Here is a 25,737-nt window from a genome sequence, read left to right on the forward strand (position 1 = left end):
CGTTGGGGCTTTCAGGTGAAGCGGCGTCACGCAGAGAATGGAAGCTGGGTCACAGCGTTGACAATTATGCGACCGGGTTCGTCCATTCTCGTGCGATAAAAATTTACTCCGGACAAAAGAGATGAGAAAAGCTTCGCAGTTTTCCCCCGGATACGGACCTCCCCATGCCTCGTTCAAAACTGCTCTCTAGATTACTTGTCGCTCTGCTGGCCGGCGCGGCGCTGTGGTACATGTGGATGATCACCAGTGCCAAGCTGGAGTGGGGTGGCGATAGCCCCGATCAGCAGCAGGTGGGCGCCGTGAAGGATACCCGCTTGCGCGCGATGACCCAGTATTGCACGGGCGTGACGGTGACTCCGCAGGGGGCTTGGCTGGTGGGACGCCTGGAGGAAGAGGCCCAGGCGCTTGAACCGTCTGCTGATGTCGTGGACCTGGATGCGGTGGTCTATGGCAAGCCCGCGGAGGCTGAAGAAGCGGAGGAGCCCGGGACCTTTGCCCGATTGTTCTCTCGTGCCGAAAAGGAAACTTCCTTCATTTCCCGTCTGGATGCTCAAGGGCAATTTCAGCTCGTGGCCCATGTCAGCGGCGCCGCTTGTCTTGTGGCCAGCCCCGACGGGAGCAGTGTATTCCTGCTCACGGGCCTGCGTCGGCCTGAAACGGCGAATACCCATGAGCCCGATCAAACCGTGATCCTTCGCAGTGATGATCAAGGCCAACGCTGGACTTGGTTGACCAAAGGTTGGTTTCCCGAGGCCGATTCGTTGGCCTGGAACCTGGTTCCCTATTTCCACGGCTCGAATGAAGTCTGGGCCATGGGCACACCGGACGTGGCGGATGAAGACAGCGATGAGGAAAAACCGACAGCCGTTTCCACCGGCGTCTTTTACTCGGCCGATCGCGGTGCGAACAGCTCGCCGATAATGGCGCCCGAGTCGCTGCTGGTGTCCGCCGAATATGCCCGCGGCAAACGTCCTGACATCACTGATTGGGGCACGAACGCAGGCGAACAGGGGGAAACCCAGACCCATGTCCTGCAGCTCGATGCACAGACGGCCTTTATCTGGGTGTCCCAACGCTTCTGGGGTGGCCATCCCGATGGCGTCAGCCACAATATCGCGGTCAATGTCACGACACGGGCCCGATTGCAGGCCAAGGCAGGGCAGTGGCAGGTGGTGGACAAGCAGCGCCATGACAACTTGTTCGTGAGCAAGCTGCTACAGAACGATGCCGGGCGTGTGATTGGACTGATTGACCAGGGGGAGCGCGGGCAAGATGTGGTCGCCGAACTGGATACCGCCGCGCTGACCTGGACGCCCTTGAGCGACCTGCCCAGTGTGTTCGCGCCATTGGCGTCGGATAGCCAGGTGCGTGGCAGCAATTTCTGGATGGGGCAAAACACCCTGCTGATCAACACCACCAGCAATCACCATCCACCGCGCTGGCTCTACTGGTGGTCGGACGCGAACATCTCCGCCGATGGGGTGTTTTATTCCAAGGATTGGGGCCGCTCCTGGCAGCGCCTCGCCATCGGCGGTTACCTGGGCATCCTCGGTTTTCAAGCAGAGCAGGATCGGGTGATCTGGGCCAAGGGCAACTGGTACGACAATCATGACGGTCGCATCTATTCCTATGGGTTGCGCTGAGCAAAGATAGTCCCGGACACATTGCTGAACTGCTTGTGTGGCGAGGGAGCTTGCTCCCTCGCCACACAAGATGTCTTCATCTGTCTGCTCACGGATTCAGGGTTAAGTCTTCCAAGTTGATTTCAATCAAGGGGCCAAGCCAGGGACAGCCCCCACAATGACCGCCAAGATCCTGTCTTCAAGCCCTGGCGCTCATGACCCGTTCCTCTGCGATGTTGCACCCATCCCGCTCCTGGCTCCCCGGGCTGTTCGTTCTCCTGCTGATGTTCGCCGGAATCGCCCAGGCCAAGGACTACGGTGACATCCCGCAACAGCGTATCCACCACGTCCTGAACCAGACCGACTCGATCTCCGAGCCCGAAGGCTCCTTCAAGGTTCGCAAACTGTCCGCCGCCGGCAAGGTCGTGGGCTATGTGTTCCAGAGCCTGGATGTGGTGGACATTCCCGCTTATTCCGGCAAGCCGATCAATGTCCAGGTCATTCTCGATCCCGCTGGCGTGATCCTCGACGCCTATGTGCTGGAACACCACGAACCGATTCTGCTGATCGGCATCGCCGAAGAAAAACTCCACGCGTTCAGTGCGCGCTACAGCGGCATCAAGGTAAACCAGCGGGTGGTGGTGGGCCATTCCAGCGACCCGAATGCGGTGACTGTCGATGCGATCGCCGGCGCGACCGTGACGGCGATGGTGGTCAACGAAGTGATCATGCGCGCCGCCCACGATGTCGCGGTGTCCCTGGGCCTGGTCAAGAGTGACGCAGGCTTGGCTGTGGCGCCGGCGCGCGTGCGCGCGGATATCTACGAGCCCGCCGACTGGAAGACCCTGACCGGCAACGGCGCTATTCGTCGCCTGCACCTCACCCGCGGCCAGGTCGATGCGTCCTTCAAGGGCACTGAAGCCGAGCAGGTCGAAACCGCCAGCGGCGACCAAGTCAACGACACCTTCATCGACCTCTACACCACCCACCTCAACCCTCCCACCATTGGCCGCAACCTGCTGGGCGAGGCGCAATACCGCACGCTGATGGCCGAGCTCAAGCCGGGCGAACAGGCCATCGCAGTGATGGGCAGCGGGCGTTATTCCTTCAAGGGCTCGGGATACGTGCGTGGCGGTATTTTCGACCGGGTGCAGCTGCGCCAATCGGGCGACACCATCAGCTTTCGCGACCTGGATTTCCAGCGCCTCGATGATGTGGCCCTCGACGACATGCCGGACTTTGATGAAATGGCGATTTTCATCATCCGCGCCTCCCACCGTTTCGACCCCGGCTCGCCCTGGAACCTGGAGCTGCTGGTGCGCCGCCAGACCGGCCCGGTCAGCGGTACCTTCAGCAGCTTCGAGTTGGCCTATCAATTGCCCGAACCGTACCTGGAACGGCCATTGCCCACCGCCGAGCAACTGGCAGCCGCCGAGGAGGCCAGCCGGCCGATGTGGCTGACGCTCTGGTACCAGAAAGGTGTCGAAATCAGCGTGCTTGGCACAGCCTTGCTGGTGCTGACGGCCATCCTGTTTTTCCAGGACTCACTGGCCCGGCGGCCCAAGCTGCTGCACTGGGTTCGCCGCGGTTACCTGCTGTTCACCGTGGTGTTCCTGGGGGGCTATGGGCTGGCGCAGTTGTCGGTGGTCAATGTACTGACCTTCGTCCACGCACTGTTCGAAGGCTTTCGCTGGGAGCTGTTCCTCACCGATCCGCTGATCTTCATTCTCTGGGTGTTCACCGCCGGCAGCATCCTGTTGTGGGGACGTGGGGTGTTCTGCGGCTGGCTGTGTCCGTTCGGCGCGTTGCAGGAGTTGATCAACGAACTGGCGCGCAAGCTCAAGGTGCCCCAATACGAGCTGCCGTTCGCCGTTCACGAGCGACTGTGGGCGATCAAATACATCATTTTGCTGGTGCTATTTGGCGTCTCGCTGGAGTCGATGGCCACCGCCGAGCGACTGGCCGAAGTGGAGCCGTTCAAGACCGCCATCACCCTCAAGTTCGACCGCCAGTGGTGGTTCGTGGTCTACGCAGTGGGCCTGCTGCTGATCAACCTGTTTACCCGCAAAGTCTATTGCCGCTACGTCTGCCCGTTGGGCGCGGCCCTGGCGATGCCGACCCGGTTGCGGCTGTTCGACTGGCTCAAACGCCGCAAGGAGTGTGGCAACCCCTGCCAACTGTGCGCCAAGGAATGCGAGATCCAGGCGATTCATCCCGATGGCCGGATCAATGCCAACGAATGCCATTACTGCCTCGACTGCCAGATGACCTGGCACAACGAAAACAAATGCCCGCCGCTGATCAACAAGCGCAAGAAACGCGGCAGGGCGACCGTGACCGATGCGCAACTGATTCCCGTGGTGCAGGTGAACCCGGCGCCTTGAGGCACCCCAATGGCCTGTCCCTTGACCGTTTCATTCTTCATGGAGCACACAGCATGAGCGAAAAAAAAGACCAAACCCCTGACGCGGTAGAAGAACCCCGGGGTGTCAGCCGGCGCAGTTTTCTCGGCACCGGAGCGGTAACGGGGGCGGTGCTGGCCGGCGCGACGGCGCTGGGGGCCGGAACGTTCACCCGTGAGTCCTGGGCTGCGGCGGCCAAGGAAGCCAAGTCCAAGATCCACGTCGGCCCCGGTGAACTCGATGAGTATTACGGTTTCTGGAGTGGCGGCCATCAGGGCGAGGTGCGGGTGCTGGGCGTGCCATCGATGCGCGAGCTGATGCGCATCCCGGTGTTCAACGTCGATTCGGCCACCGGTTGGGGCCTGACCAACGAGAGCAAGCGCATCCTCGGTGACAGCGCCAAGTACCAGAATGGCGACTGCCACCACCCGCACATCTCCATGACCGACGGCAAATACGACGGCAAATACCTGTTCATCAACGACAAGGCCAACTCCCGGGTCGCGCGCATTCGCCTGGACATCATGAAGTGCGACAAGATCCTCACCGTGCCCAACGTGCAAGCCATCCACGGCTTGCGCCTGCAGAAGGTGCCCTACACCAAGTACGTGTTCGCCAACGCGGAGTTCGTGATCCCGCACCCCAATGACGGCCATACCTTCGACCTGCAAGACAAAAACAGCTTCACGATGTTCAACGCCATCGATGCCGAGAAGATGGAAATGGCGTTCCAGGTGATCGTCGACGGCAACCTGGATAACTCCGACGCCGACTACACCGGCAAGTACGCCGCCAGTACCTGCTACAACTCGGAGAAGGCCTATGACCTGGGCGGCATGATGCGCAACGAGCGCGACTGGGTGGTGGTGTTCAACATCCCGCGGATCGAGGCGGCGATCAAGGCAGGCAAGTTCATCCACCTGGACGGCTCCAAGGTGCCGGTGGTCGATGGCCGCAAGACCGATGGCAAGGACTCCGAGTTCACCCGCTACATTCCCGTGCCGAAGAACCCCCACGGGCTCAATACCTCGTCGGACGGCAAATACTTCATCGCCAATGGCAAGCTGTCGCCCACGGTCTCGATGATCGCCATCGACCGCCTGGACGATTTGTTCGCCGACCGTTTCAAGGACCCGCGCGAAGTGATCGTCGCCGAACCGGAACTGGGACTGGGGCCGTTGCACACCACCTTCGACGGGCGCGGCAACGCCTACACCACCTTGTTCATCGACAGCCAGGTGGTGAAGTGGAACATGGACGAGGCCATTCGCGCCTACAAGGGCGAGAAGGTCAATTACATCAAGCAGAAACTCGACGTTCAGTACCAGCCCGGCCACAACCACGCGTCCCTCACCGAAACCAGCGAGGCGGACGGCAAGTGGCTGGTGGTGTTGTGCAAGTTCTCCAAGGATCGCTTCCTGCCCACCGGGCCATTGCACCCGGAGAACGATCAGTTGATCGACATTTCCGGTGAAGAAATGAAGCTGGTGCACGACGGCCCGGCCTTCGCCGAACCCCATGACTGCATTCTTGCGCGGCGCGACCAGATCAAGACCCAGAAAATCTGGAACCGCAACGATCCGTTCTTTGCCGGCACCGTGGAGTTGGCGAAGAAAGACGGCATCAACCTGGAAACCGACAACAAGGTCATCCGCGACGGCAACAAGGTCCGGGTGTACATGACCTCGATGGCGCCGGCCTATGGCCTGACGGAATTCACCGTCAAGCAGGGTAACGAGGTGACGGTGACGATCACCAACATCGACCAGATCGAGGACGTCAGCCATGGCTTTGTCATGACCAACCACGGTGTGAGCATGGAGATCAGCCCGCAACAGACCTCATCCATCACCTTCACCGCCGATAAGGCTGGCTTGCACTGGTACTACTGCAGTTGGTTCTGCCACGCCCTGCACATGGAAATGGTCGGGCGCATGTTGGTTGAAAAGGCCTGATTCGGCTCAACAAGGAGGCAGGTGCAATGACCGGGAAAAAGCCGCAACACGCCCGCCAACCGGTCATTGCGCTGCTGCTTTGCCTGTTACCGGGCGGCGCGTTCGGCGCGCCGCAGCCGATCACCGATTTACCTCTACAGGCCGGAGGCGACCAGCAATGGCGCCTGCCTGCGGGCCAGTACCGGGGCTCGTTCAGCATCGACCAACCCATGACCCTTACCTGTGCGCCGGATGCGGTATTCCAGGGGCAGGGCGAGGGCAATGGATTGATCATTCGCGCCCCGAACGTCCAGGTCCAGGGCTGTACCTTCCTGGACTGGGGCCACGACCTCACGGCCATGAATGCTGCCGTGTTCATCCAGCCTGGGGCAAAAGGCGCCGTGGTGCGCGGGAGCCGGATGCAGGGCCAAGGCTTCGGTATCTGGGTCGATGGCACGCGGGACGTCAGCCTGATCGACAACCGCATCCAGGGCGACCCCAGCCTGCGCTCCCAGGACCGGGGCAACGGCATCCATCTCTATGCCGTGCACGGTGCCCGGGTCATCGGCAATCAGGTGCGCGAAACCCGCGATGGCATTTACATCGATACCTCCAGCGGCAACCTGCTCCAGGGCAATGTCCTGGAAGATTTGCGCTACGGCGTGCATTACATGTTCGCCAACGATAACCGCCTGCTGGACAACGTCACCCGGCGTACCCGCACCGGTTATGCCTTGATGCAAAGCCGCCAGCTGACGGTCATCGGCAATCGCTCCGAACAGGACCAGAACTACGGGATCCTGATGAACTACATCACCTATTCCACCCTGCGTGACAACTTCGTCAGCGACGTGCGCGACGGGTCCACCGGCGACACCATGATCACCGGCGCCGAGGGCAAGGCCCTGTTCATTTACAACTCGTTGTTCAACCGCATCGAAGGCAATCATTTCGAGCGCAGCGCCGTGGGCATCCATCTGACGGCCGGCTCCGAGGACAACCGCATCGCCGGCAATGCCTTCGTCCACAACCAGCGCCAGGTCAAATACGTGGCCACGCGGTTGCAGGAGTGGTCGGCGGACGGGCGCGGCAATTACTGGAGCGACTACCTGGGTTGGGATCGCAACGGCGACGGCCTGGGCGATGTGGCCTATGAACCCAACGACAACGTGGATCGCCTGCTGTGGCTGTATCCCCAGGTGCGGCTGTTGATGAACAGTCCGGGAATCGAACTGCTGCGCTGGGTACAGCGGGCTTTCCCGGTGATGAAATCCCCCGGGGTGATGGACAGTCATCCGCTGATGGAAACCCCTGTCCAGCCCCGCCACGCAACAGTGCCGAGGAGGACGCGTCTTGAACGTCGTCGAGATCGAAGGGGTCAGCCAGCGCTATGGTGATGTCGCCGTGCTGCGCGGGCTGGACTTGAACCTGGCCCAGGGCGAGGTGCTCGGGCTGTTCGGGCACAACGGCGCGGGCAAGACCACCACCATGAAGTTGATCCTAGGTTTGCTGCGGGCCAGCGAGGGCGAGGTTCGTGTCTTCGGTCGCGCGCCCAGCGACCCGAGCGTGCGGCAGATGCTCGGTTACCTGCCCGAGAACGTCATGTTTTACCCGCAATTGAGCGGGTTGGAAACCTTGCGCCATTTTGCCCGGCTCAAAGGTGCTGCCCCGGAGCAAGTGGCGCGTTTGCTGGAAGAGGTCGGGCTGGCGGGTGCCGCGACACGGCGCGTGAAAACGTATTCCAAGGGCATGCGCCAGCGTCTCGGTCTGGCCCAGGCGCTGCTCGGCCAACCGCGCCTGTTATTGCTGGACGAACCGACCGTGGGCCTGGACCCCATCGCCACCCAGGACCTCTATCAACTGCTCGACCGCCTGCGTTGGCAGGGCACCAGCATCATCCTCTGCTCCCACGTCTTGCCTGGCGTGGAAGCTCACATCAACCGCGCCGCGATTCTCACCCAGGGGCGTCTGTTGGCCTTGGGCAGCCTGGCCCGGCTGCGGGAGGACGCCGGGTTGCCGACGCTGATCCGTGCCTCGGGCCTGTCGCGGGCCGACTGGCTTCGCCAGCATTGGCGCAGTGAAGGGCACGCCACCCAAGGGTGGGGCGCCGAAGGGGTGCAAGTGTCCGCGCCGGACGGCAGCAAACTTAAACTGCTACGTCAGTTACTGGCCCAGGATGACCCGTCGGATGTCGAGATCAAGCCGCCGTCGCTGGAGGATTTGTACCGGCATTACATGCTCCGTGCCGCAGCCGAGGAGGCCAGCCTATGAACCCGGTCTGGAACATGGCCCGCAAGGAATTCAGCGATGGCCTGCGCAATCGCTGGTTGTTGGCGATCAGCCTGCTATTCGCGGTGCTGGCGATCGGTATCGCCTGGCTCGGCGCGGCGGCGTCCGGTCAACTGGGGTTTACCTCGGTGCCCGCCACGGTGGCGAGCCTGTCCAGCCTGGCGACGTTCCTGATGCCGCTGATTGCCTTGCTGCTGGCCTACGACGCGATTGTCGGTGAGGACGAGAACGGCACCTTGCTGCTGTTGCTGACCTACCCGTTGGGGCGCGGTCAATTGCTGCTGGGCAAGTTTGTCGGCCATGGCCTGATCCTGGCCCTGGCCACCTTCATCGGTTTTGGCTGCGCCATGCTGGCCATCGCCCTGTTGGTGGACGACGTCCAGTTGAGCCTGCTGCTCTGGGCCTTCGGTCGGTTCATGTTGTCCAGCACATTGCTGGGCTGGGTTTTCCTCGGGCTGGCCTATGTGCTGAGCAGCCTGTCGGCAGAGAAATCCACCGCCGCCGGATTGGCGCTGGGGGTGTGGTTTTTCTTCGTGCTGGTGTTCGACCTGGCGTTACTGGCGCTGTTGGTGTTGAGCGAGGGGCGGTTCAGCCCGGAGCTGCTGCCATGGTTGCTGTTGTTCAACCCTACCGACGTCTATCGGCTGATCAACCTGTCCGGGTTCGATGCGGCGTCCAGCGGTGCAGCGGTGCTGACCCTGGGCAGCGACCTGCCGGTGTCGGGGCCTTGGCTCTGGTTGTGCCTGGGCCTGTGGATGGCGGTCCCGCTGTGGCTGGCCTACCGGTTGTTCAATCGCCGGTGCCCATGATTTCTAAACTTGAACAAGGGAGCATGCAACGATGAACAGGGTGTCCTTCAAGGCGGGCCGTCTCTTGGCCGGGTTATTGGTGTGCCTGGCGCTGGCAGCTTGCGACAAGGCCGAGCCACCTGTGGCCAGCGAGGCGGCGCTGGCGTTCCATCCCAGTGACGAGTGCCATGTGTGCGGCATGGTCATCACTGACTTTCCCGGGCCCAAGGGCACGGCAGTCGGGGCAGGGGGCGTGAAGAAGTTCTGCTCGCCGGCGGAGATGCTGGGCTGGTGGCTGCAACCGGAAAACCATCGGGCCGACGTCAAGCTGTATGTCCATGACATGGGCCGCAGCCATTGGGATACGCCGGATGACGCTCACCTGATTGACGCCCGCACCGCCTACTTCGTCATCGGCAGTGGGCTCAAAGGCGCCATGGGCGTGGTACTGGCCTCGTTCTCCGATCCCCAGGCGGCACACAAACTCGCCAGCGATAGCGGCGGTCGGGTGCTGCGCCTGGAAGACATCGACCAGAAACTGCTGGGGCAGGCGAGCGCGATGGCGCCGATGAGTCACTGATATCGGGCAATGTTGCTTGTATGCCGAACCGCCTTTGTGGCGAGGGAGCTTGCTCCCGCTGGGCTCTGTAGGAGCTGTCGAGTGCAACGAGGCTGAGATCTTTCCCCAAACGCTTGAGTCTCAAGCGAAAGATCAAAAGATCGCAGCCTTCGGCAGCTCCTACAACCGAGCGGGAGCAAGCTCCCTCGCCACATTGCGCATCAACCTCATCCCATGGAAGCGTCCACCCACTACCCAAGTAGCATTCGTCGACTCGGCGCGGCTTCGTACACTCAGGGCTCCTATCACGCACCCGCCGGAGGCGACGATGCAGCAGGCCCAGAGCGAAGGTGTGGTGAGCGCCATGTCCCAGGCGAGCGATGTCCAGCAGGTGGCCCAGGCGCTGGCGCGGCAGTTGTTGCACCCGCACCTGGGGTTCGTGCTGTTTTTCTGTTCAGCCGAATACGACTTGCCGGCCCTGGGCCAGGCGCTGTCCCAGAGTTTCGGCGGGATTCGCCTGGTGGGTTGCACCAGTGCCGGGGAAATCACCCCCCAGGGCTACGGCCGCAACTGTGTGACGGCGGTGGGTTTCGATCATCGGCACTTTTCCATTGCCGCCGAGCTGATCGGGGAAATGGAACACTTCAGTCTGATCGACGCCCAGCAAATGGTCGAGCGCCTGGCCAGCGGTTGTCGCAGCAACGCCTTGGCGCCGATCAAGGGCCATAGTTTCGCCTTGACCCTGCTCGATGGCTTGTCCAGCCGCGAGGAAATGGTGCTGGCGGCCTTGAGCGCCGCCCTGGGGGACATCCCGCATTTCGGCGGTTCGGCCGGCGATGACAACTACCTGACCCACACCCACGTCTACTTCGAAGGCCAATTCCACAGTGGCGCGGCCGTGGTGGTGCTGATCAACACCTGGCTGGAGTTCGAAGTCTTCACCACCCATCACATCCTGCCTCGACAAGAGAAGTTGGTGGTGACCGGTGCGAACAGCGCCTCGCGACGGGTCTATGAGCTCAACGCCGAACCCGCCGCCGAGGAATATGCCCGGCACATCGGCGTGCCGGTGAGCGCGCTCGACTACCGGGTGTTCGCCGCCCATCCCTTGGCCGTGCGCATCAATGACCAGTACTACGTGCGGGCGATCCAGCAGGTGCACCCGGACTTGAGCCTGAGTTTCTACTGTGCGGTGGAGAACGGCATTGTCCTCACCGCGATGACCCCCGGTCCCTTGCTGCACAACCTGCAAACGCTGTTCGACGGTTTGCAGGCGCGCCTTGGCGACTTGTTGCTGACCATCGGCTGCGATTGCTTCCTCCGGCGCCTGGAGTTGGAAGATCGGGGCGGCCTGGAGCAGATCGGCCAGTTCCTGCGGGAACAACGGGTGATGGGGTTCAACACCTATGGAGAACAGTTCAATGGCATGCACATCAACCAGACGTTCACCGGAGTTGCCATTGCCCGACATCGCGTCCCCGGCCATCGCTGACCTACAGGCTCAGCTCGCCAGCCTGCAGCACGAAAACCGCAAGTTGCGGCGCATCAACGAGGCGCTGATCGAGCGGGTGGAGTCCGGCGTCACCCGGGGCAACGACCCCTATGCGGCATTCCAACACTCGGTGGTGCTGGCCGAGCAGGTACGTGAGCGCACCGATGCCCTGAACCAGGCCATGGCCGAACTCAAGGCCGGTAATCACTTACTGGGCGAGGCGCGGCTGCGGGCGGAAACCGCCCATCGACACCTGATCGATGCCATCGAAAGCATCTCCGACGCGTTTGTGCTGTTCGACGAGCAGCAACGCATCGTCCTGTTCAACAGCCGCTTCAAGGCCTTCTGGGCCAACAGCCGGGTACGGATCATCGCCGGCATGCGTCTGTCCGAGGTCAAGCGCCTGATGACCGCCAACGGCCTGTTCAGCGAAGAACCCCGGGGCCAGGCCGACGAGCACGTGTTGTATCGTTTGCAGAACGGGCGTTGGCTGCAAGTCAGCGAGCGGCCGACCCAGGAAGGCGGGCGGGTGATCCTGTTTACCGACATCACCGACGTCAAGCTCAGCGAAACCGTGCGCCGCGAGCAGGCCATCGCGCAGAAATCCCATCTGTTGCAGCGGGCGGTGGACAACCTGTCCCAGGGCGTGGCGATGGTCAATGCCCAAGGCGTGCTGGAGCTGTGGAACCGGCGCTTCCTCGAACTCAGCGGCCTGGCGCCGGTGGCGGCCCACCGGCCGTTCAACGAAGTGATTGCCGACAGTGAGTTGCAACTGCTGACCCCGGCCAGTCGCGACAGCAACGGCCGGCTGATCCACGAATGCGAGCAGCGCCTGTCCGATGGCCGGGTGCTGGAAATTCGCACGCATCCGTTGCCCACTGGTGGCTACGTCAACACCTTCACCGACATCACCGAGCGCTACCAGCACGCCGAGGCGTTGAGCGAAAGCGAGCGCTGGATCCGCCTGATCACCGACCATGTGCCGGCGCTGATCGCCTACCTCAACGCCGACCTGGTCTACGAGTTCACCAATAAGGTCTACGAGCAATGGTATTGCTGGCCCCGTGGCGTGATGCTCGGCCAGAGCCTGCGCGAAGCCCATAGCGAGCAGCATTACCAGCGCCTGGAAGCCTACGTGGCCCGGGCGTTGGCGGGTGAGAGCGTGACGTTCGAATTCGCCGAGACCAACATCAACAACCAGGAGCGCTACATGCTGCGCTCCTACGTGCCGAACCGTTTGGCCAACGGCGAAGTGGTCGGGATTTTCGTGCTGATCCGCGACATCACTGAACGCCGTCGCACCGCCGAAGCCTTGCACCAGGCTTACCAGAACCTGGAACAGCGGGTCCAGGAACGCACCGCCGAACTGACCACGCTCAATGACCAGTTACTGCGCGAGATCGACGAGCGCAGCCGGGTGGAATTGCGCCTGCGGGAGGCCAAGCGCGAGGCCGAGCAGGCCAACCTGTCCAAGACCAAATTCCTCGCGGCGGTCAGCCATGACCTGCTGCAACCGCTCAACGCTGCCCGGTTGTTCACCAGTGCCTTGCTTGAGCGCCGCGAGCCGGTCGCCAACGCGCAACTGGTGCGCAATGTCAGCAATTCGCTGGAGGACGTGGAGAACCTGTTGGGCACCTTGGTGGACATCTCCAAGCTGGACGCCGGGGTGATCAAGGCCGATGTCGCGCCGTTCGGCCTCAGTGAGCTGCTGGACAACCTGGCCGCCGAATACGCCCAGATCGCCCGCAGCGAAGGGTTGGAACTGCACTTTGTCGGCTGTTCGGTGCTGGTGCGCAGCGACATGCAACTGCTCGCGCGGATCCTGCGTAATCTGCTGAGCAATGCCATTCGCTACACCCCCAGCGGGCGGGTGGTGCTGGGCTGCCGCCGACATCGCCAGCGCGTGTCGATCCAGGTCTGGGACAGCGGCATCGGCATCGCCGAGAACCGCCTGGAGGAAATATTCCAGGAGTTCAAGCGCGGCGATGTGCAGCGCCCGAACCAGGACCGTGGGTTGGGCCTGGGCCTGGCGATTGTCGAGAAAATCGCCGGGATCCTCGGGCACCGGATCCAGGTGCGCTCCTGGCCGGGCAAGGGCTCGATGTTCGCCATCGACGTGCCGCTGAGCGCCACCGCGCCCAAACCGGCGCCGTGCCTGGACATGAGCGAACCAATGCTCGAACGACTGCGCGGGGCACGGGTCTGGGTGCTGGATAACGATGCGGCGATCTGCGCCGGCATGCGCACCTTGCTGGAAGGCTGGGGTTGTCGGGTGGTGACCGCGCTGTCGGAACAGGACCTGGCCCGCCAGGTGGACAACTACCACGCCGAGGCGGACCTGCTGATCGCCGACTATCACCTGGACCACGATCAGAACGGCGTCGATGCCGTGGCCCGGATCAACGCCCGCCGGGCTTCACCGATCCCGGCCATGATGATCACCGCCAACTACAGCAACGAACTCAAGCAGCAGATCCGCGAGCGCGGGCACACCCTGATGCACAAGCCGGTGCGGCCGATGAAGCTCAAGATTGCGATGAGTCATCTGCTGAATCCCCCCCGATCTTGAGCCAAACACTGTTGTGGCGAGGGAGCTTGCTCCCGCTGGGCTGCGAAGCGGCCCCAAAAGCCCGGCACCTCAGTGTGTCAGGCTCATTGAGTCAGCCTGATCGGGGCTGCTGTGCAGCCCAGCGGGAGCAAGCTCCCTCGCCACAGGATTGTCATGCCCTGATGATCAACGCCGCAAATAAGCCCCGAAATCAATATCCCCGGCACTGAGGATCGCCTGCACCCGGTTGTGCACATTGAGCTTGCGCAGGATCGCCGAGACGTGGGCCTTGACCGTGGTTTCGGCGATATCCAGGGTGTAGGCGATCTGCTTGTTCGACTCGCCCTTGGTCATGCGTTCGAGCACCAGCAGTTGCTTGCGGGTCAAGGCCTGGAGCAGTTCCGGCGGGAAGGCCGGGTTTTCGTTCAAGCGTCGGCCCACCGGGCTCTTTTGCGTGCGGATGATGTCCGGCGGCAGGTACACGTTGCCGTTGAGGATCTGCTCGATGGCATCGGTCATCTGCGAGCGTGGCGAGGATTTGGTGATGAAACCCACCGCGCCATAGGTGATGGCCTGCAACACCACTTGCTTGTCCTGCTCGGCGGAGACGATGACCACGGGAATGGTCGGGGCCTCGTTGCGCAGGTTGATCAGGCCATTGAGCCCGTGCATGCCGGGCATGTTCAGGTCCAGCAGGATCAGGTCCAGGTCGTCGTGCTCGGCGGTCAATGCCAGGGCACTGTCCAGGTCGGCGGTTTCCATGACCTCGCTGCCAGGAAAACCGTCGCTGATGACGTTGTGGATGGCTTCGCGAAACAGTGGGTGATCGTCGGCTATCAGGATTTTATACATGGCCATTCACCTCGTTATTGTCGTGTGGGGCAGGGCAGTTGCACGCATTTCTTTGCAAAATCAGGGAAAGGGTTCGGGGCGAGCCGCTTGCAGGGGCAGGTTGGCCGCCTCCCAGGCATCGAGGCCATCGCGATACCAGTACACTTGCTTATAGCCCATGGCAGCGGCGCGTTTTACCGCGTTCCAGCTCAACCAGCAATCGGCGCGGCAATAAAAGACCAGTGGTCGATCCGTCTGCCCGGCGGTGGCCTTGCGCAAGTGATAGGTGAAATAGTCTTGCCAGGCCGGCGTGAGGTCACCGTCGCCGGTATTGGCCAGCCACAGGCTGCCTGGAAGGTTGGCATGGGGTTCGTTGTCGATGAACTGCCCCTGGACCCAGGGCCGGCGGTACACGTCAATCAGCAGCGGGGGCGAGGCTTGGCCGAGCAGGCGTTGCAGGGCCTGGGTGTCGAGGGTCTGGGCGCCGTCGACGGTGACGGGCGTCGGACTGCGGTATTGGGCGATGCGGTAGCCCTGCGCGGAAAACAGCGCGGTCTCGGCCTGGGCGACATTCAGCGCCAGGCCCAGCAAGAGGATCGCCAGCAAACGGGGCATAGGATTTATCCTTTTTGTTATGCGCCCATTACATGCCAGGGTCGAGGTCTTGTGAATGCGACCATAGACAGGAAAACCGGTACTAAAGTAGTAATTTTGGATGCCTGCAAGGATGAGGACGACAGTTAACCCTGTGGGAGCCGAGCTTGCTCGCGATGGCTGCGGCACAATCAGCATCGTTGCAAGCTGATCCACCGTCATCGCGAGCAAGCTCAGCTCCCACAAAAGCTTTCTTCCAAGAGGATCGTTATCGGCAGGATCAATTGGCCTTGCGCAACGCCGCATGCTGCGGATTGAACGTCCACACCGCCAGCAGCGCGAACACCAGGGTCAACCCCACGCACACCGCCATCGCCAGGAGGTTGAACTGCTCATACAGCGCAAAGCGCACCAATTCCACGCCATGGGTGAACGGGCTCACTGCGCAGAGCCAGTACAGCCAGGGGCTGGCTTCCTGCATTTTCCACAGTGGGTACAGCGCCGAGGACAGGAAGAACATCGGGAAGATCACAAAATTCATCACCCCGGCAAAGTTCTCCAGTTGCCGGATGGCGTTGGACAGCAACAAGCCCAGGGCGCTGAGCATCAGGGCCACCAGTAGCAAGGCTGGCAAGGCCAGCAGCAGGCCCATGGTCGGTGGCTGGATGCCGTACAGCCAGGCGATGGCGAGAAACGCATAGACCTGTAACAGCGAGATCAGCGAGGTCGCCAGCAACTTGCTCGCCAGCAGGAAAGCCCGGGGCAGGGGGCTGGTGAGCAGGACGCGCATGCTGCCCATTTCCCGGTCGTAGACCATCGACAGCGAGCCCTGCATGCCGTTGAACAACAGGATCATGCAGGCCAACCCCGGCACGATGTACACCTCGTAGGGAATGTAGGTGTCATAGGGCGCGATGATGGCGATGCCCAGTGCCGCGCGAAAGCCGGCGGCGAACACCAGCAGCCACAGCAGTGGCCGGACCAGGGCGCTGAGCAGCCGGGTGCGTTGCAGCACGAAGCGCAGCCATTCGCGCACCACGATGCCGCTGAAACAGTGCCAGTAGGCGTTCATGGCCGGACTCCCGAGGCGGTCAAATGGCTGAAGGCCGAGCCGAGGGTGCCACCGTGTTCCAGGCTCACCGCGTCGGCCTGGCCGCTGGCGACCAGCCGGCCCTGGTGCACGATCAACAGGTCGTCGCTGGGTTGCACTTCGTCCAGCAGGTGAGTGGTCCATAGCACGCTGATGCCCTGTTCGCTGCACAGTTGCCGAACGTGCAGGCCGAGGGCAAGGCGGCTGGCCGGATCGAGACCGACGCTGGGTTCGTCCAGCAATAACAGGCGCGGTTCATGGAGCAGGGCGCGGGCGATTTCCACCCGGCGTCGATGGCCGCCATTGAGGTCGCGCACCCGCTCGTGGCGGCGCTCGGTCAGGTGCTGGCGGGTCAGTTCGGCATCGATGCGGGCACTGCCTTGGCGCCGCGAAAAACCATGCAGCGCCAGGTGATAGCGCAGGTTCTGTTCGATGCTCAGGTCCAGGTCCAGGGTGCTTTGTTGGAACACCACGCCCAACTGGCGCAAGGCCGGTCGTGGCGACTTGTGCAAGGAGTGGCCGCCGACGCGGATATCACCCCGTTGCAGGTCGTACAGGCGCGTGAGCAGGGCGATCAGCGTCGACTTGCCGGCGCCGTTGGGCCCCAGCAGCGCGGCGAAACGGCCGGCGGACAGGCTGAAATTCATCTGCTTGAGGGCTTCGCGTGGGCCATAGGCAAAGCTCAGGTCGCTGACTTCCAGGGCGTTCATGGCGTGACCACCACGCCCCAAGGGTAGCGCCCGACTTTCACCGACTTCAGGACTTTGCGGCTCGCTACATCGATCACCGAGACATCGCCGCTGACGCCGTTAGTCGCCAGCAGTTGCTTCTGGTCCGGGGTGAACGCCAGTTGCCAGACGCGCCGGCCCACGAGCAGGTAATCCAGCACTTCGAAGGTCTTGGCGTCGATCACCGCCACATGGTTGGCCGGGCCCAGGGCGACGAACGCCAGCTTGCCGTCGGCGCTGAGCTTGATGCCCACCGGCTGCACCTTGTCCGGATGCACGCCCTTGATCTGGAACGTCAGGGTCTTGAGCACCTGGCGCGTGGCGACGTCGAGCACGGTCAACGTGCCGCCGATCTCCGCCGAGGCCCAGAGCTGCGTTCCGTCGCGATTGAACTCGACGAAACGTGGCCGTTGGTCCACCAGGGTGTTGTCGGCCAGGGTCTGGGTGCTGGTGTCGATCCAGTGCAGCATGTTCGTGGTTTCACTGGTGTTGACCGCCCACTTGCCGTCGGGGCTGACGGCCATGCCTTCGGGCTCGACCCCCACGCCGATCTGGGCCAGCACTTCGGAGGTCTGGGTGTCGATCACCGTGACCAGGGCATCGTCTTCGTTGGAGACATACAGCCAGCGGTCGTTGGGGTGCAGGGCGAACTGCTCCGGGTCCTTGCCGGAGGGTAGCTCCTTGATGATCTTGCGGGTGGCGACGTCCATCACCTGGACCCGGTCCGAGTCGCTGGCGCAGATGTAGAGCAAGCGATTGTCATGGGACAGCAGCAGCCCCCGGGGGCGCTGGCCCACGGGTAAGGTTTCGATGACTTCCAGGCTCTGCATGTCGATCAGGCTCAGGCTGTTGTCTTTTTCGTTGGAGACCCAGGCGATGCTGGCAGCGGCAGGACCGGCAGCCAGCAGAACAGCACCCAGGGCAAGGACTTGGCAGAGCAGGGCCGGTTTGAACAGCGGGCGGCGCATGGCGGTTTTCCTTATTGTTGTTATCGATCAGGGGTAACGGCAGCTCACTTCGGGCCGGTCATAGCCCAGGCTGTCCATCTCATTGGAGGGGTGCAGAAAACCGTCCTGGGGCGAGGTGCTGACCAGGGCACGGGGCTGGACCAGGGGAATCGGTTGGCGTAGTTGGCCATTCCACGGCCGGTAGCTGAGCTTGCGGCCCTTGAAGCCGTCCAGGGGCAATTGGTCGCTGAGGGCCAGTTGGCGGATGGCGAACGGGTCGGTCTGACGCAGTTTGCTCACCGCGCTGGCGATGCTGCGCACGGCGATCCAGGCGGCGAAGTCGCGGTCGTTCATCCAGCGTCCGGCCAGGGCTTCGAAGCGTTTTTGCAACTGCGCCGCGCCGTAGGTTTCCACGGTCTTGTGCCAGCCGGTGGGTGTCAGCCCTTGGGTGCCGGCCACCGGCCGTGGGTACCAGGTCTGGTAGGGCAGGTATTCGCCGAAGTCGCCGCGCTCGTCGGCCACCAGCACCACGTCGTATTCGGCGGTCTGGGTGAACAGTGGCATGTCGGCCTGGGCGCTGCGGCGCTGGTCATTGTCGAACTGCCAGGCCTTCTCGGCGACGATCTTCATGCCGAAGCGTTTCATGGCCCGGCGCAATGCGGCGGCATAGGCCTGGTCCTCGGACGTCTGGCCGACGATCAACAGGGCCCGCTGCCATTTGCGCACCACGCTGAACTGCACCAGGGCATCGGCGAGCATGGCGCGGTCGGGCAGGCTGTGCAGCACGTTGCCCAGGCAGTCGGTGGTGCGCAGGCTGTCGTCGGGGCTGCCGGCGTTGAACAGCAGGCTGTCGGGCAGGGCGGCGCTGAGATCGCGCAGGCTGGCGGCCGGTGCATTGACCACGAACAGCCGCAGTCCTTGGTCGTGTTGGGCGCGGGCAGCCTGGAGCAGGGCTTCGGGGTTGTCGACGCTGGCACTGTCCAGGCGATAGTCGTGCTTGAGGAAGCGCCCGGTGCTGTTGCTGTCGATGATCGCCAATTCAGCGCCGCGCTGCCCGGCATCGGCAGGCTCGGCAATGACATTGGATAACAGCGGGCCGGGGTCGGGGCGATAGCCCAGGTAGCCGATGCGCACTTGCAGCGGTGTGGCATCGCCCGCGTGAGCGGTCGCCGCTGCCAGCAGAAAAACCAGGGCGTAACTGACGAGCCGGCGCATGACGTCCTCCATTGCGGGTAGCGCCAGCATAGGAAGGCTATGGCCCTGGGGAAATATGCAGAAAGTACCACCGGGGCAGTACCAAGGTAGTAACTCGCCTTGGAAGCCGGGGTTTTAGGATGCAAGGCAATCGTCATTGCCCAGGAAGGGACAGACCATGCGGATTCTCAAGACCCTGCTGCTGACGTTGCTGCTGATCCTGAGCTTGATCGGGGTGGATCGTCCCAAAGCCTGGCACTCTCCAACCCCTCCTGTGGGAGCGAGCTTGCTCGCGATAGCGGTGGTTCAGTCGGCCTCAGTACTGGCTGTGCCGTCGTCATCGCGAGCAAGCTCGCTCCCGCAGGGTGGGGGTATCAATCCAGGGGTGGAACACTAGCCATGTCAGCCCTCTGGCGCATCAACCTCTGGGTGTCAGCCTTCTTCGCCCTGGTCACCCTGGCCTGTGCCGTCCTGCTGTTGCACCAGGCCATGGCCGATGTGAAGCGAGAATTGCAATCGGCCGAGTCGGTGGTGCATTACCTGCGGGAAACCGCCGAGCGCGACCCGGCCAGTCTCCAGCCGCGGTTGACCGGCAGCCTGCGTCATGTGCGGGTCCGTTGGCTGGCCCCTGGGGAACGCTTCCCCGCGGATGAAGACGGGATGAAAGCCTGGCTCGGCCGCCAGCTACTGGACGACGGCCCCGCGGCCCAGGTGGTGGAGTTGCCTGACGGTCGGCGGGCCTGGATTGCCGTCGATCCGCGGGACGAGATCGACGAGATTCTCGATTCGTTGGTGCAACTGTTGTACGTCTGCGCCTTGGCGCTGTCGCTCAGCCTGTTGGTGATCCGCTGGGCGGTACGCCGGGGCATGCGTTTGCTCGATGAACTGCTGCAGGCTCTGCGTCAGGTGTCTGCCGGGAACCTGCAGGTGCGCCTGGGCACTGAAGGTGTGCCGGAAGCGCAGCAACTGGCAGGGCATTTCAATCGCATGACCGCCGCCCTGGCCGCGGCCCAGGCCGATAACGCCCGGCTCACCCAGGCCTTGCTGGCCGTGCAGGAGCAGGAGCGCACCCGGCTGGCCCAGACCCTGCACGACGACCTGGGCCAATACGTGGCCGGCATTCGTGCCCGCGCCTGCCTGTTGCGCCTGGTGATGGATCAGCCGTCGGCGCTGGAGCAGACCGTCAGCCAGCTCGAAGACCATTGCGAGCATTTGCAACAGGGTTTCCGGGCGCTGGTGCATGACTTGTACCCGGTGGTGTTGCAGCACCTGCCATTGTGCGAGGCCATCGGACTGTTGGCCGGGCAATGGCAGGCCAGCCAGGGCATCGCCTGTCAGCTGCGGATCGACGAAGCCTTGCCGCCCATGTCCGGATCGGACAAGACCCATCTGTATCGCCTGTTGCAGGAAGCACTCACCAACGTTGCCCGGCATGCCGGTGCCACGCAGGTGAGGATTCGCCTGCAACATCGCGCCGGGCGCTTGCGCTTGCTGGTGCGCGACAACGGCCGCGGTGCGACGCAACCACCGCGCGCCGGTGTGGGCTTGCACTCGATGTCCGAACGGGCCCGCAGCCTGGGTGGGGAGTTGCGCATCATCAGCCAGCCTGGCGCCGGTTGGGCGCTGGCCTTGAATATTGCCCTGGAGGCGTGATGAACATTTTGTTGGTGGATGACCATGCGGTGGTTCGGCAGGGCTACGCCAGCCTGCTACGGGCGCTGATGCCGGACCTGCAGGTCCGCGAAGCGGCCACTGGTGAAGAGGCGCTGAGCCAAGTACAGGAGCAGGTGCCGCACCTGGTGATCATGGACTTTGGCCTGCCCGGTATCAGTGGTCTGGAAACCACCCGCCGGCTGCGCCAGCGCCTGCCGCAATTGCGGGTGTTGTTCTTCAGCATGCACGACGAATTGCCACTGGTGCGCCAGGCATTGGACGCCGGCGCCGCGGGCTATCTGACCAAGAATTCGGCGCCCCAGGTGTTGGTGGAAGCGGTACGCCGAGTGCTGGCCGGCCATGCCTACATCGAACAGTCCCTGGCCACGCAACTGGCCTGCGCCAGCTCCCGGCAGGATGTCGACCCACGCCTGCAATGCATGACCCAGCGGGAGTTGGAGATCTTCGTCATGCTCGCCAAGGGCACTCCCGCCCGCACCATCGCCGAACAGTTGTGCATCAGTGCCAAGACCGTGTCCAACCACCTGACGTTGCTCAAGAGCAAGTTGCAGGTCAGCTCCCATGCCGAGTTGGTGCACTTGGGGATTGATATGGGGGTGGTGCGGGTGGCGGGGTGAATCCCAGGTTCATTGTGGCGAGGGAGCTTGCTCCCGCTGGGGCGCGAAGCAGCCCTGAAACCAGGCACCTCGGCAGGACGGATTGATTGAGTGGGCCGTGGGGAAGGGGCTGCTGCGCAGCCCAGCGGGAGCAAGCTCCCTCGCCACAGGGGTTTGTGGCAATCCTTACTGATCCCAGGAAGTCGGGCAGCCGGTGCAGCCTTCCATATTCGCATCCTGGAAATTTCCATAGTGCTGGCGAGAACCGCTCAGGTTGGCCTGTTCCAGGTTGCTTTCGCCGAGCTTGGCTTCCTGCAGGTTGGCGTCGTGCAGGTCGGCGCCCTTGAGGTCGGCCTTGCTCAGCCAGGCCATCTCCAGGTCAGCGGCCTGCAGGTTGGCACCCTGCAGTCGCGCGCCGGACAAGCGGGCGAACTGAAGGTAGGCGGCGGTCAGGTCGGCACGTTGGAATTGCGCGCCCTGGGCGAACAGCCCCCAGCCCTGGATCGCCTTGAGCGTGGCGCCGCTGAAGTCCGCCAGGCGCAGGTTGCTTTGTTGCAGGCTGGCGCGGGTCAGGTTGGCGCCCTGCAACTGGGCTTTCTCAAGGTTGGCCAAGTCCAGTCGCGCGTGCCGCAGGTCGGCGTCGCGCAGGTCGGCACCGCTGAGGTTCATTTTGCGCAGGTCCTGGTTCGCCAGTTTTGCGCCACGCAGGTTGGCGCCGGGGCATTGGCTGGCTTCGGCGATGACGCAGCCGTTGAGGGTGAGCGGGGTGTCGAGGTCGTCGGCGTTGGCAAAGGCGCCAACGAACAGAAGCAGCAATGACAAGCATCTCATGACATGAACTCGGGCAATTGTGGGGGCGAGCTGGCTCGCGATAGCGCAATATCAGTCAACATGAATGCCGGCTGAACGACCGCCATCGCGAGCGAGCTCGCTCCCACAGGGGTTGTGGTGTGTGTCAGGACCCAGGTGGGATCGGGCTACTTCTGCGCCGTCGCCTTGTCCCAACTCGGAATCTTGAACACCCAGAACGACCCACCCTGAGCCACGGGCTTGGTCAGTTCGGCCATGTCGCCGCCCCACAACGGTACGGCGCCGCCGTAGCCGACGGTCACGCCGATGTACTGCTCGCCGTCCTGTTCCCAGGTGATGGGCGGGGAGACGATGCCGCTGCCGGTCTGGAACTTCCACAGCTCCTTACCGGTTTTCGCATCAAAGGCCTTGAAGAATCCGTCGCCAGTGCCGGTGAACACCAGGTTGCCCTTGGTCGCCAGCACGCCGGCCCACAGCGGCAGCGCTTCCTTGTGCTCCCACACCACCTTGCCGGTGGTGGGGTTCATCGCCCGCAGGCTGCCGACGTGATCGTCATACATGCGCTTGATACGAAAGCCCATGCCGAGGTAGGCCGAGCCTTTCTTGTAGTTCACTTCTTCGGTCCAGTACTCCTCTTTCCACTGGTTGCCGGGGACGTAGAACAGGCCAGTGTCCTGGCTGTAGGCCATGGGGTTCCAGTTCTTGCCGCCGAGGAACGGAGGCGAGACTTCCACTGGCTTGCCCTTGGTTTCGCCGGGCAGTGGCTTGGCCGGACGCTGGCCGGGATTTTCCACCGGGCGGCCGGTCTTCAGGTCGATGTGGCTGGCCCAGGTGATGTTGTCGACGAAGGGGAAGGCGTTCTGCAGCTTGCCGTTGTTGCGGTCCACCACGTAGAAGAAGCCGTTGCGGTCGGCGTGGGCGGTGGCCTTGACCACCTTGCCGTCCTTGTCCTTGTAGTCGAACAGCACCAGCTCGTTGTTGCCGGAGAAGTCCCAGGCGTCGTTGGGCGTGTGTTGGTAGAACCACTTCACCTCGCCCGTGCTGGGGTCGACACCGACCTGGCCCGAGGTGTAGAGGCTGTCGTAGTCGTGGGGGTTGCCGTCCTTGGCCGTGCGCGCCCAGGTGTTCCACGGGCCGGGGTTGCCCGCGCCGACGATGATGGTGTTGGTCTCGGCGTCGAAACTGGCGCTCTGCCAAGGTGCGCCACCGCCATGACTCCAGGCTTCGACCTTGCCGGTTTCAGTGGTCTTGTCGTCGGGCCAGGAGGGCGCCTTGACGTCGCCGGTCGGGGTGCTGTCCTTGCCGTTGAGGCGGCCCATGTGGCCTTCGACGAACGGGCGCATCCAGACTTCTTCGCCGGTTTCCGGGTCGCGGGCGAACAACTGCCCGACCACGCCGAACTCGTCGCCGGAGCTGCCGTGGATCAGCAGCACCTTGCCGCTGGTCTTGTCCTTGATCAACACCGGGGCGCCGGTCATGGTGTAGCCGCCGGCGTGGTCGCCGAACTTCTTGTTCCACACCACCTTGCCGGTGTTCTTGTCCAGGGCCACCACCCGCGCATCCAGGGTGCCGAAGTAGATCTTGTCGCCATAGATCGCCGCGCCGCGGTTGACCACATCGCAGCATGGGCGAATGTTGTCCGGCAGCCGGTGGTTGTAGGTCCACAGGCGCTTGCCGGTCCTGGCGTCGAGGGCGAATACCCGCGAGTAGGAACCGGTGACGTAGACCACGCCGTCGCTGACGATGGCCTGGGATTCCTGGCCGCGCTGCTTCTCGTCACCGAACGAGTAGGACCAGGCCGGGGTGAGCTTGAACACGTTCTTGTCGTTGACCTGGGCCAGCGGGCTCCAGCGTTGGGCGTTGGTGCCCATGCCGTACTGCAGCACGTCCTGGGTGGTCAGGTGATCGTTGGCAATGTCTTCCCAACTGACCCCTGGCGCTGCGGCGTTGGCCAAGGGGCTCAGCGACAGACTGCCGGCCAGCAGCAAGGCAACAGTCAGGGCGGAGAGGGCGGGTAGCGTTTTTATTCTCATGGTGGCAGTTCCCAGTGAAGGTTTTGGCCTGACTAGGTTGGGTCGCGTCGGTGCCTGGCCGATACGGAAAAAATCCCGCCCTTGCCGGGAAGACTTCCCGAACCGCCTGTCTTTGCGACTTGCGTCGGATGGCCTGCTACCAAGGGACTAGACCCCGACCACCAAAGCAGCATTCGGCTGGCGCCCTAGCGTTCCTAAGATGACGGCACGGCTTCTTCAGAGAGGTCTTGCGTGCAATCCAGAGGGCATAACAATGACAACAAAACGCAACGCCATCATCGCTAGCGCATTGCTGATGGGGCTGATCGGCGCAGGCTCCGCGTGGGCCCACGGCAACGTAGTGCCCCAGGCAGTGGAAACCAAGGGCTTGACCCCGGTCAAGGACACCAACCTGCCGCTTGACGGCGATGGCTGGGCTTCGCAGAACCCATACCGCAGTTCTCCCGAGCGTGACAAAGCCGTAGAAATCGGCGCCTCGGCCTACAACCAGAACTGCGCCGCGTGCCATGGCCTGGAAGCCAAGTCCGGCGGGATCGCCCCGGACCTGCGCATGTTGGACGCCGCCGAAGCCGGAGACGAATGGTTCGTCGAGCGCGTGCGCCATGGCGCGGTGCGCGACGGTCGGGTCTACATGCCGAAGATGGCCGATTACCTGAGCCAGGAAGCCTTGTGGGCCGTGCGCACCTATCTCGACAGCGTGCACGTCGAGGAGTGATCGCCATGCGCTGGTTCGCCTGGGTAATCTGCTGCGTGTTGCTGGGTGCCCAGGCGGTTCAAGCCCAGGTGCGCAGCTACGATCAGATGATCGCCGCCGGGGAATTGAAGGTGGCGGTCTACAAGGATTTCGCCCCCTACAGCTTCGAAGACCAGGGCCAGCCCAGGGGCGTCGACGTCGAACTGGCCCAGGCCTTGGCCAAGGCACTGGGTGTGCGCCTGCAGCTGATCTGGGCGCCGCCCGGCGAGAAGCTCGATGACGATCTGCGTGATTACATCTGGCGCAGCAGCCCGCTGCATGACCGGCAGTTGGCCGACTTGATGATGCGTGTGCCGTACGATCACGACTACGTGCAAAAGCGCAACGACATCGGTGAGCTGGAGAACGCCCAGGTGGTGATGTTCGGGCCTTATCAGCAGGAGTGCTGGCAGGTGGCGTATGACCGTCGCCGGCTGGATTCGGTGGGCAGCGTCGCGGTGTTCCAGCAGCACCCTATCGGGGTGGAAGTCGACAGCGTGCCGTCGTTCTACCTGACCTCGGTATTCAACGGCATGCTCAGCGCCAAGACCCGTCATTACCCCAGCGTCGCCAAAGCCTTCGGGGCCATGCAGGCCGGGGAGGTCGACGCCGTCATGGCCATGCGCGGGGAAATCGACTGGCAAGTGCATGAAGCGGCCGATTCGCAACTGGCACTGGCGGAGAATGCCTATCCGAACATGGGCAAGCAACGCTGGGAAATCGGCATGGCGGTGCATGAAAGCAACCGTCAGTTGGCCTATGCGGTGGAAGAGGCGCTGGAAGATTTGATCCGCGATGGCAGCGTCAAGGCTGTCTACGCCCATTACGGCCTGCGTTACGAAGTGCCCGAGATGTACCAATAGGAGCGCAGGG

21 protein-coding genes are annotated in these 25,737 nt (G+C 63.0%); 13 read left to right on the forward strand and 8 right to left on the reverse strand.

Annotation, left to right across the window (positions count from 1 at the left end; all coding sequences use genetic code 11):
* Positions 1-164: 164 nt before the first annotated feature.
* The 9 genes from ACZ5M5_RS13880 (at position 165) to nahK (ending at position 13,655) form a co-directional block, all read left to right on the forward strand.
* The gene (locus tag ACZ5M5_RS13880) at positions 165-1,643 is read left to right on the forward strand and encodes a hypothetical protein (protein ID WP_464739236.1); all 1,479 of its coding nucleotides are present in this window, start codon (positions 165-167) and stop codon (positions 1,641-1,643) included.
* 212 nt (positions 1,644-1,855) lie between these two features.
* Positions 1,856-4,006, forward strand: coding sequence for a transcriptional regulator NosR (gene nosR / locus ACZ5M5_RS13885; protein WP_464739371.1), 2,151 nt, complete (start codon positions 1,856-1,858; stop codon positions 4,004-4,006).
* Between the two features lie 53 nt (positions 4,007-4,059).
* A complete protein-coding gene (gene nosZ, locus ACZ5M5_RS13890) occupies positions 4,060-5,979 on the forward strand; it encodes a TAT-dependent nitrous-oxide reductase (protein ID WP_464739237.1) in 1,920 nt (639 codons plus the stop codon).
* A gap of 26 nt (positions 5,980-6,005) precedes the next feature.
* The gene (locus tag ACZ5M5_RS13895) at positions 6,006-7,355 is read left to right on the forward strand and encodes a nitrous oxide reductase family maturation protein NosD (RefSeq protein ID WP_464739238.1); all 1,350 of its coding nucleotides are present in this window, start codon (positions 6,006-6,008) and stop codon (positions 7,353-7,355) included.
* On the forward strand, positions 7,312-8,229 hold the full coding sequence (locus tag ACZ5M5_RS13900) for an ABC transporter ATP-binding protein (protein WP_060742612.1): 918 nt from the start codon (positions 7,312-7,314) through the stop codon (positions 8,227-8,229). The genes ACZ5M5_RS13895 and ACZ5M5_RS13900 overlap by 44 nt, the downstream gene beginning before the upstream one ends.
* Positions 8,226-9,056, forward strand: coding sequence for an ABC transporter permease (locus ACZ5M5_RS13905; RefSeq protein WP_060742611.1), 831 nt, complete (start codon positions 8,226-8,228; stop codon positions 9,054-9,056). The genes ACZ5M5_RS13900 and ACZ5M5_RS13905 overlap by 4 nt, the downstream gene beginning before the upstream one ends.
* 31 nt (positions 9,057-9,087) lie before the next feature.
* Positions 9,088-9,615 (forward strand): nitrous oxide reductase accessory protein NosL, encoded by a 528-nt coding sequence (locus tag ACZ5M5_RS13910; RefSeq protein ID WP_464739239.1) that lies wholly within the window; start codon positions 9,088-9,090, stop codon positions 9,613-9,615.
* Positions 9,616-9,922: 307 nt separating this feature from the next.
* Positions 9,923-11,086, forward strand: coding sequence for a nitric oxide-sensing protein NosP (nosP, locus tag ACZ5M5_RS13915; RefSeq protein ID WP_464739240.1), 1,164 nt, complete (start codon positions 9,923-9,925; stop codon positions 11,084-11,086).
* Positions 11,016-13,655 carry a hybrid sensor histidine kinase/response regulator NahK/ErcS' gene (gene nahK / locus ACZ5M5_RS13920; protein WP_464739241.1) on the forward strand — a complete coding sequence of 880 codons (2,640 nt, stop codon included), beginning with the start codon at positions 11,016-11,018 and terminating at the stop codon, positions 13,653-13,655. Before nosP ends, nahK begins: the two co-directional genes overlap by 71 nt.
* Positions 13,656-13,820: 165 nt before the next feature.
* Here the strand turns inward: nahK and ACZ5M5_RS13925 are convergent, their stop codons facing one another.
* The 6 genes from ACZ5M5_RS13925 to ACZ5M5_RS13950 all read right to left on the reverse strand — a co-directional run bounded on the left by ACZ5M5_RS13925 (position 13,821) and on the right by ACZ5M5_RS13950 (position 19,039).
* Positions 13,821-14,486 (reverse strand): response regulator transcription factor, encoded by a 666-nt coding sequence (locus ACZ5M5_RS13925; protein ID WP_060742607.1) that lies wholly within the window; start codon positions 14,484-14,486, stop codon positions 13,821-13,823.
* A 60-nt stretch (positions 14,487-14,546) separates the two neighbouring features.
* Positions 14,547-15,080, reverse strand: a complete 534-nt coding sequence (locus ACZ5M5_RS13930) for a PQQ-dependent catabolism-associated CXXCW motif protein (RefSeq protein WP_103310525.1) — start codon at positions 15,078-15,080, stop codon at positions 14,547-14,549.
* A 259-nt stretch (positions 15,081-15,339) separates the two neighbouring features.
* Entirely contained in the window at positions 15,340-16,131 is a 792-nt protein-coding gene (locus tag ACZ5M5_RS13935; RefSeq protein ID WP_060742605.1) for an ABC transporter permease, read from the reverse strand.
* On the reverse strand, positions 16,128-16,859 hold the full coding sequence (locus ACZ5M5_RS13940) for an ABC transporter ATP-binding protein (protein ID WP_464739242.1): 732 nt from the start codon (positions 16,857-16,859) through the stop codon (positions 16,128-16,130). Before ACZ5M5_RS13940 ends, ACZ5M5_RS13935 begins: the two co-directional genes overlap by 4 nt.
* The gene (locus ACZ5M5_RS13945; RefSeq protein WP_060742603.1) at positions 16,856-17,845 is read right to left on the reverse strand and encodes a YVTN family beta-propeller repeat protein; all 990 of its coding nucleotides are present in this window, start codon (positions 17,843-17,845) and stop codon (positions 16,856-16,858) included. Before ACZ5M5_RS13945 ends, ACZ5M5_RS13940 begins: the two co-directional genes overlap by 4 nt.
* Positions 17,846-17,872: 27 nt before the next feature.
* On the reverse strand, positions 17,873-19,039 hold the full coding sequence (locus tag ACZ5M5_RS13950; protein WP_060742602.1) for an ABC transporter substrate-binding protein: 1,167 nt from the start codon (positions 19,037-19,039) through the stop codon (positions 17,873-17,875).
* Positions 19,040-19,417: 378 nt separating this feature from the next.
* Here ACZ5M5_RS13950 and ACZ5M5_RS13955 point away from each other — a divergent pair, with 378 nt between their 5' ends.
* Positions 19,418-20,671, forward strand: coding sequence for a HAMP domain-containing sensor histidine kinase (locus ACZ5M5_RS13955; RefSeq protein ID WP_464739243.1), 1,254 nt, complete (start codon positions 19,418-19,420; stop codon positions 20,669-20,671).
* Positions 20,671-21,309: a response regulator gene (locus ACZ5M5_RS13960; RefSeq protein ID WP_060742599.1), complete on the forward strand. Its 639-nt coding sequence runs from the start codon at positions 20,671-20,673 to the stop codon at positions 21,307-21,309. Before ACZ5M5_RS13955 ends, ACZ5M5_RS13960 begins: the two co-directional genes overlap by 1 nt.
* Positions 21,310-21,474: 165 nt before the next feature.
* Here ACZ5M5_RS13960 and ACZ5M5_RS13965 read toward each other — a convergent pair whose 3' ends face one another.
* Positions 21,475-22,119, reverse strand: coding sequence for a pentapeptide repeat-containing protein (locus ACZ5M5_RS13965; protein ID WP_464739244.1), 645 nt, complete (start codon positions 22,117-22,119; stop codon positions 21,475-21,477).
* A 146-nt stretch (positions 22,120-22,265) separates the two neighbouring features.
* The gene (gene exaA, locus ACZ5M5_RS13970) at positions 22,266-24,131 is read right to left on the reverse strand and encodes a quinoprotein ethanol dehydrogenase (RefSeq protein WP_103310776.1); all 1,866 of its coding nucleotides are present in this window, start codon (positions 24,129-24,131) and stop codon (positions 22,266-22,268) included.
* A 253-nt stretch (positions 24,132-24,384) separates the two neighbouring features.
* Between exaA and pedF the strand changes: the two genes are divergently transcribed.
* Both pedF and ACZ5M5_RS13980 read left to right on the forward strand, forming a co-directional pair.
* Positions 24,385-24,846 (forward strand): cytochrome c-550 PedF, encoded by a 462-nt coding sequence (pedF, locus tag ACZ5M5_RS13975; RefSeq protein WP_060742596.1) that lies wholly within the window; start codon positions 24,385-24,387, stop codon positions 24,844-24,846.
* A 5-nt stretch (positions 24,847-24,851) separates the two neighbouring features.
* The gene (locus ACZ5M5_RS13980; RefSeq protein WP_464739245.1) at positions 24,852-25,727 is read left to right on the forward strand and encodes a substrate-binding periplasmic protein; all 876 of its coding nucleotides are present in this window, start codon (positions 24,852-24,854) and stop codon (positions 25,725-25,727) included.
* Positions 25,728-25,737: the final 10 nt, after the last annotated feature.

This window comes from Pseudomonas sp. Van50 (genome assembly GCF_055390755.1).

Coding starts and splice junctions, on each gene's coding strand:
- nosR (WP_464739371.1), top strand. CDS start 1,856: ATGTTGCACCCATCCCGCTCCTGGCTCCCCGGGCTGTTCGTTCTCCTG.
- ACZ5M5_RS13955 (WP_464739243.1), top strand. CDS start 19,418: ATGTCAGCCCTCTGGCGCATCAACCTCTGGGTGTCAGCCTTCTTCGCC.
- ACZ5M5_RS13940 (WP_464739242.1), bottom strand. CDS start 16,859: ATGAACGCCCTGGAAGTCAGCGACCTGAGCTTTGCCTATGGCCCACGC.
- nahK (WP_464739241.1), top strand. CDS start 11,016: ATGGCATGCACATCAACCAGACGTTCACCGGAGTTGCCATTGCCCGAC.
- ACZ5M5_RS13910 (WP_464739239.1), top strand. CDS start 9,088: ATGAACAGGGTGTCCTTCAAGGCGGGCCGTCTCTTGGCCGGGTTATTG.
- ACZ5M5_RS13935 (WP_060742605.1), bottom strand. CDS start 16,131: ATGAACGCCTACTGGCACTGTTTCAGCGGCATCGTGGTGCGCGAATGG.
- ACZ5M5_RS13930 (WP_103310525.1), bottom strand. CDS start 15,080: ATGCCCCGTTTGCTGGCGATCCTCTTGCTGGGCCTGGCGCTGAATGTC.
- ACZ5M5_RS13965 (WP_464739244.1), bottom strand. CDS start 22,119: ATGAGATGCTTGTCATTGCTGCTTCTGTTCGTTGGCGCCTTTGCCAAC.
- nosP (WP_464739240.1), top strand. CDS start 9,923: ATGCAGCAGGCCCAGAGCGAAGGTGTGGTGAGCGCCATGTCCCAGGCG.
- nosZ (WP_464739237.1), top strand. CDS start 4,060: ATGAGCGAAAAAAAAGACCAAACCCCTGACGCGGTAGAAGAACCCCGG.
- ACZ5M5_RS13945 (WP_060742603.1), bottom strand. CDS start 17,845: ATGCGCCGCCCGCTGTTCAAACCGGCCCTGCTCTGCCAAGTCCTTGCC.
- ACZ5M5_RS13880 (WP_464739236.1), top strand. CDS start 165: ATGCCTCGTTCAAAACTGCTCTCTAGATTACTTGTCGCTCTGCTGGCC.
- ACZ5M5_RS13960 (WP_060742599.1), top strand. CDS start 20,671: ATGAACATTTTGTTGGTGGATGACCATGCGGTGGTTCGGCAGGGCTAC.
- ACZ5M5_RS13905 (WP_060742611.1), top strand. CDS start 8,226: ATGAACCCGGTCTGGAACATGGCCCGCAAGGAATTCAGCGATGGCCTG.
- ACZ5M5_RS13895 (WP_464739238.1), top strand. CDS start 6,006: ATGACCGGGAAAAAGCCGCAACACGCCCGCCAACCGGTCATTGCGCTG.
- ACZ5M5_RS13950 (WP_060742602.1), bottom strand. CDS start 19,039: ATGCGCCGGCTCGTCAGTTACGCCCTGGTTTTTCTGCTGGCAGCGGCG.
- ACZ5M5_RS13925 (WP_060742607.1), bottom strand. CDS start 14,486: ATGTATAAAATCCTGATAGCCGACGATCACCCACTGTTTCGCGAAGCC.
- pedF (WP_060742596.1), top strand. CDS start 24,385: ATGACAACAAAACGCAACGCCATCATCGCTAGCGCATTGCTGATGGGG.
- ACZ5M5_RS13980 (WP_464739245.1), top strand. CDS start 24,852: ATGCGCTGGTTCGCCTGGGTAATCTGCTGCGTGTTGCTGGGTGCCCAG.
- exaA (WP_103310776.1), bottom strand. CDS start 24,131: ATGAGAATAAAAACGCTACCCGCCCTCTCCGCCCTGACTGTTGCCTTG.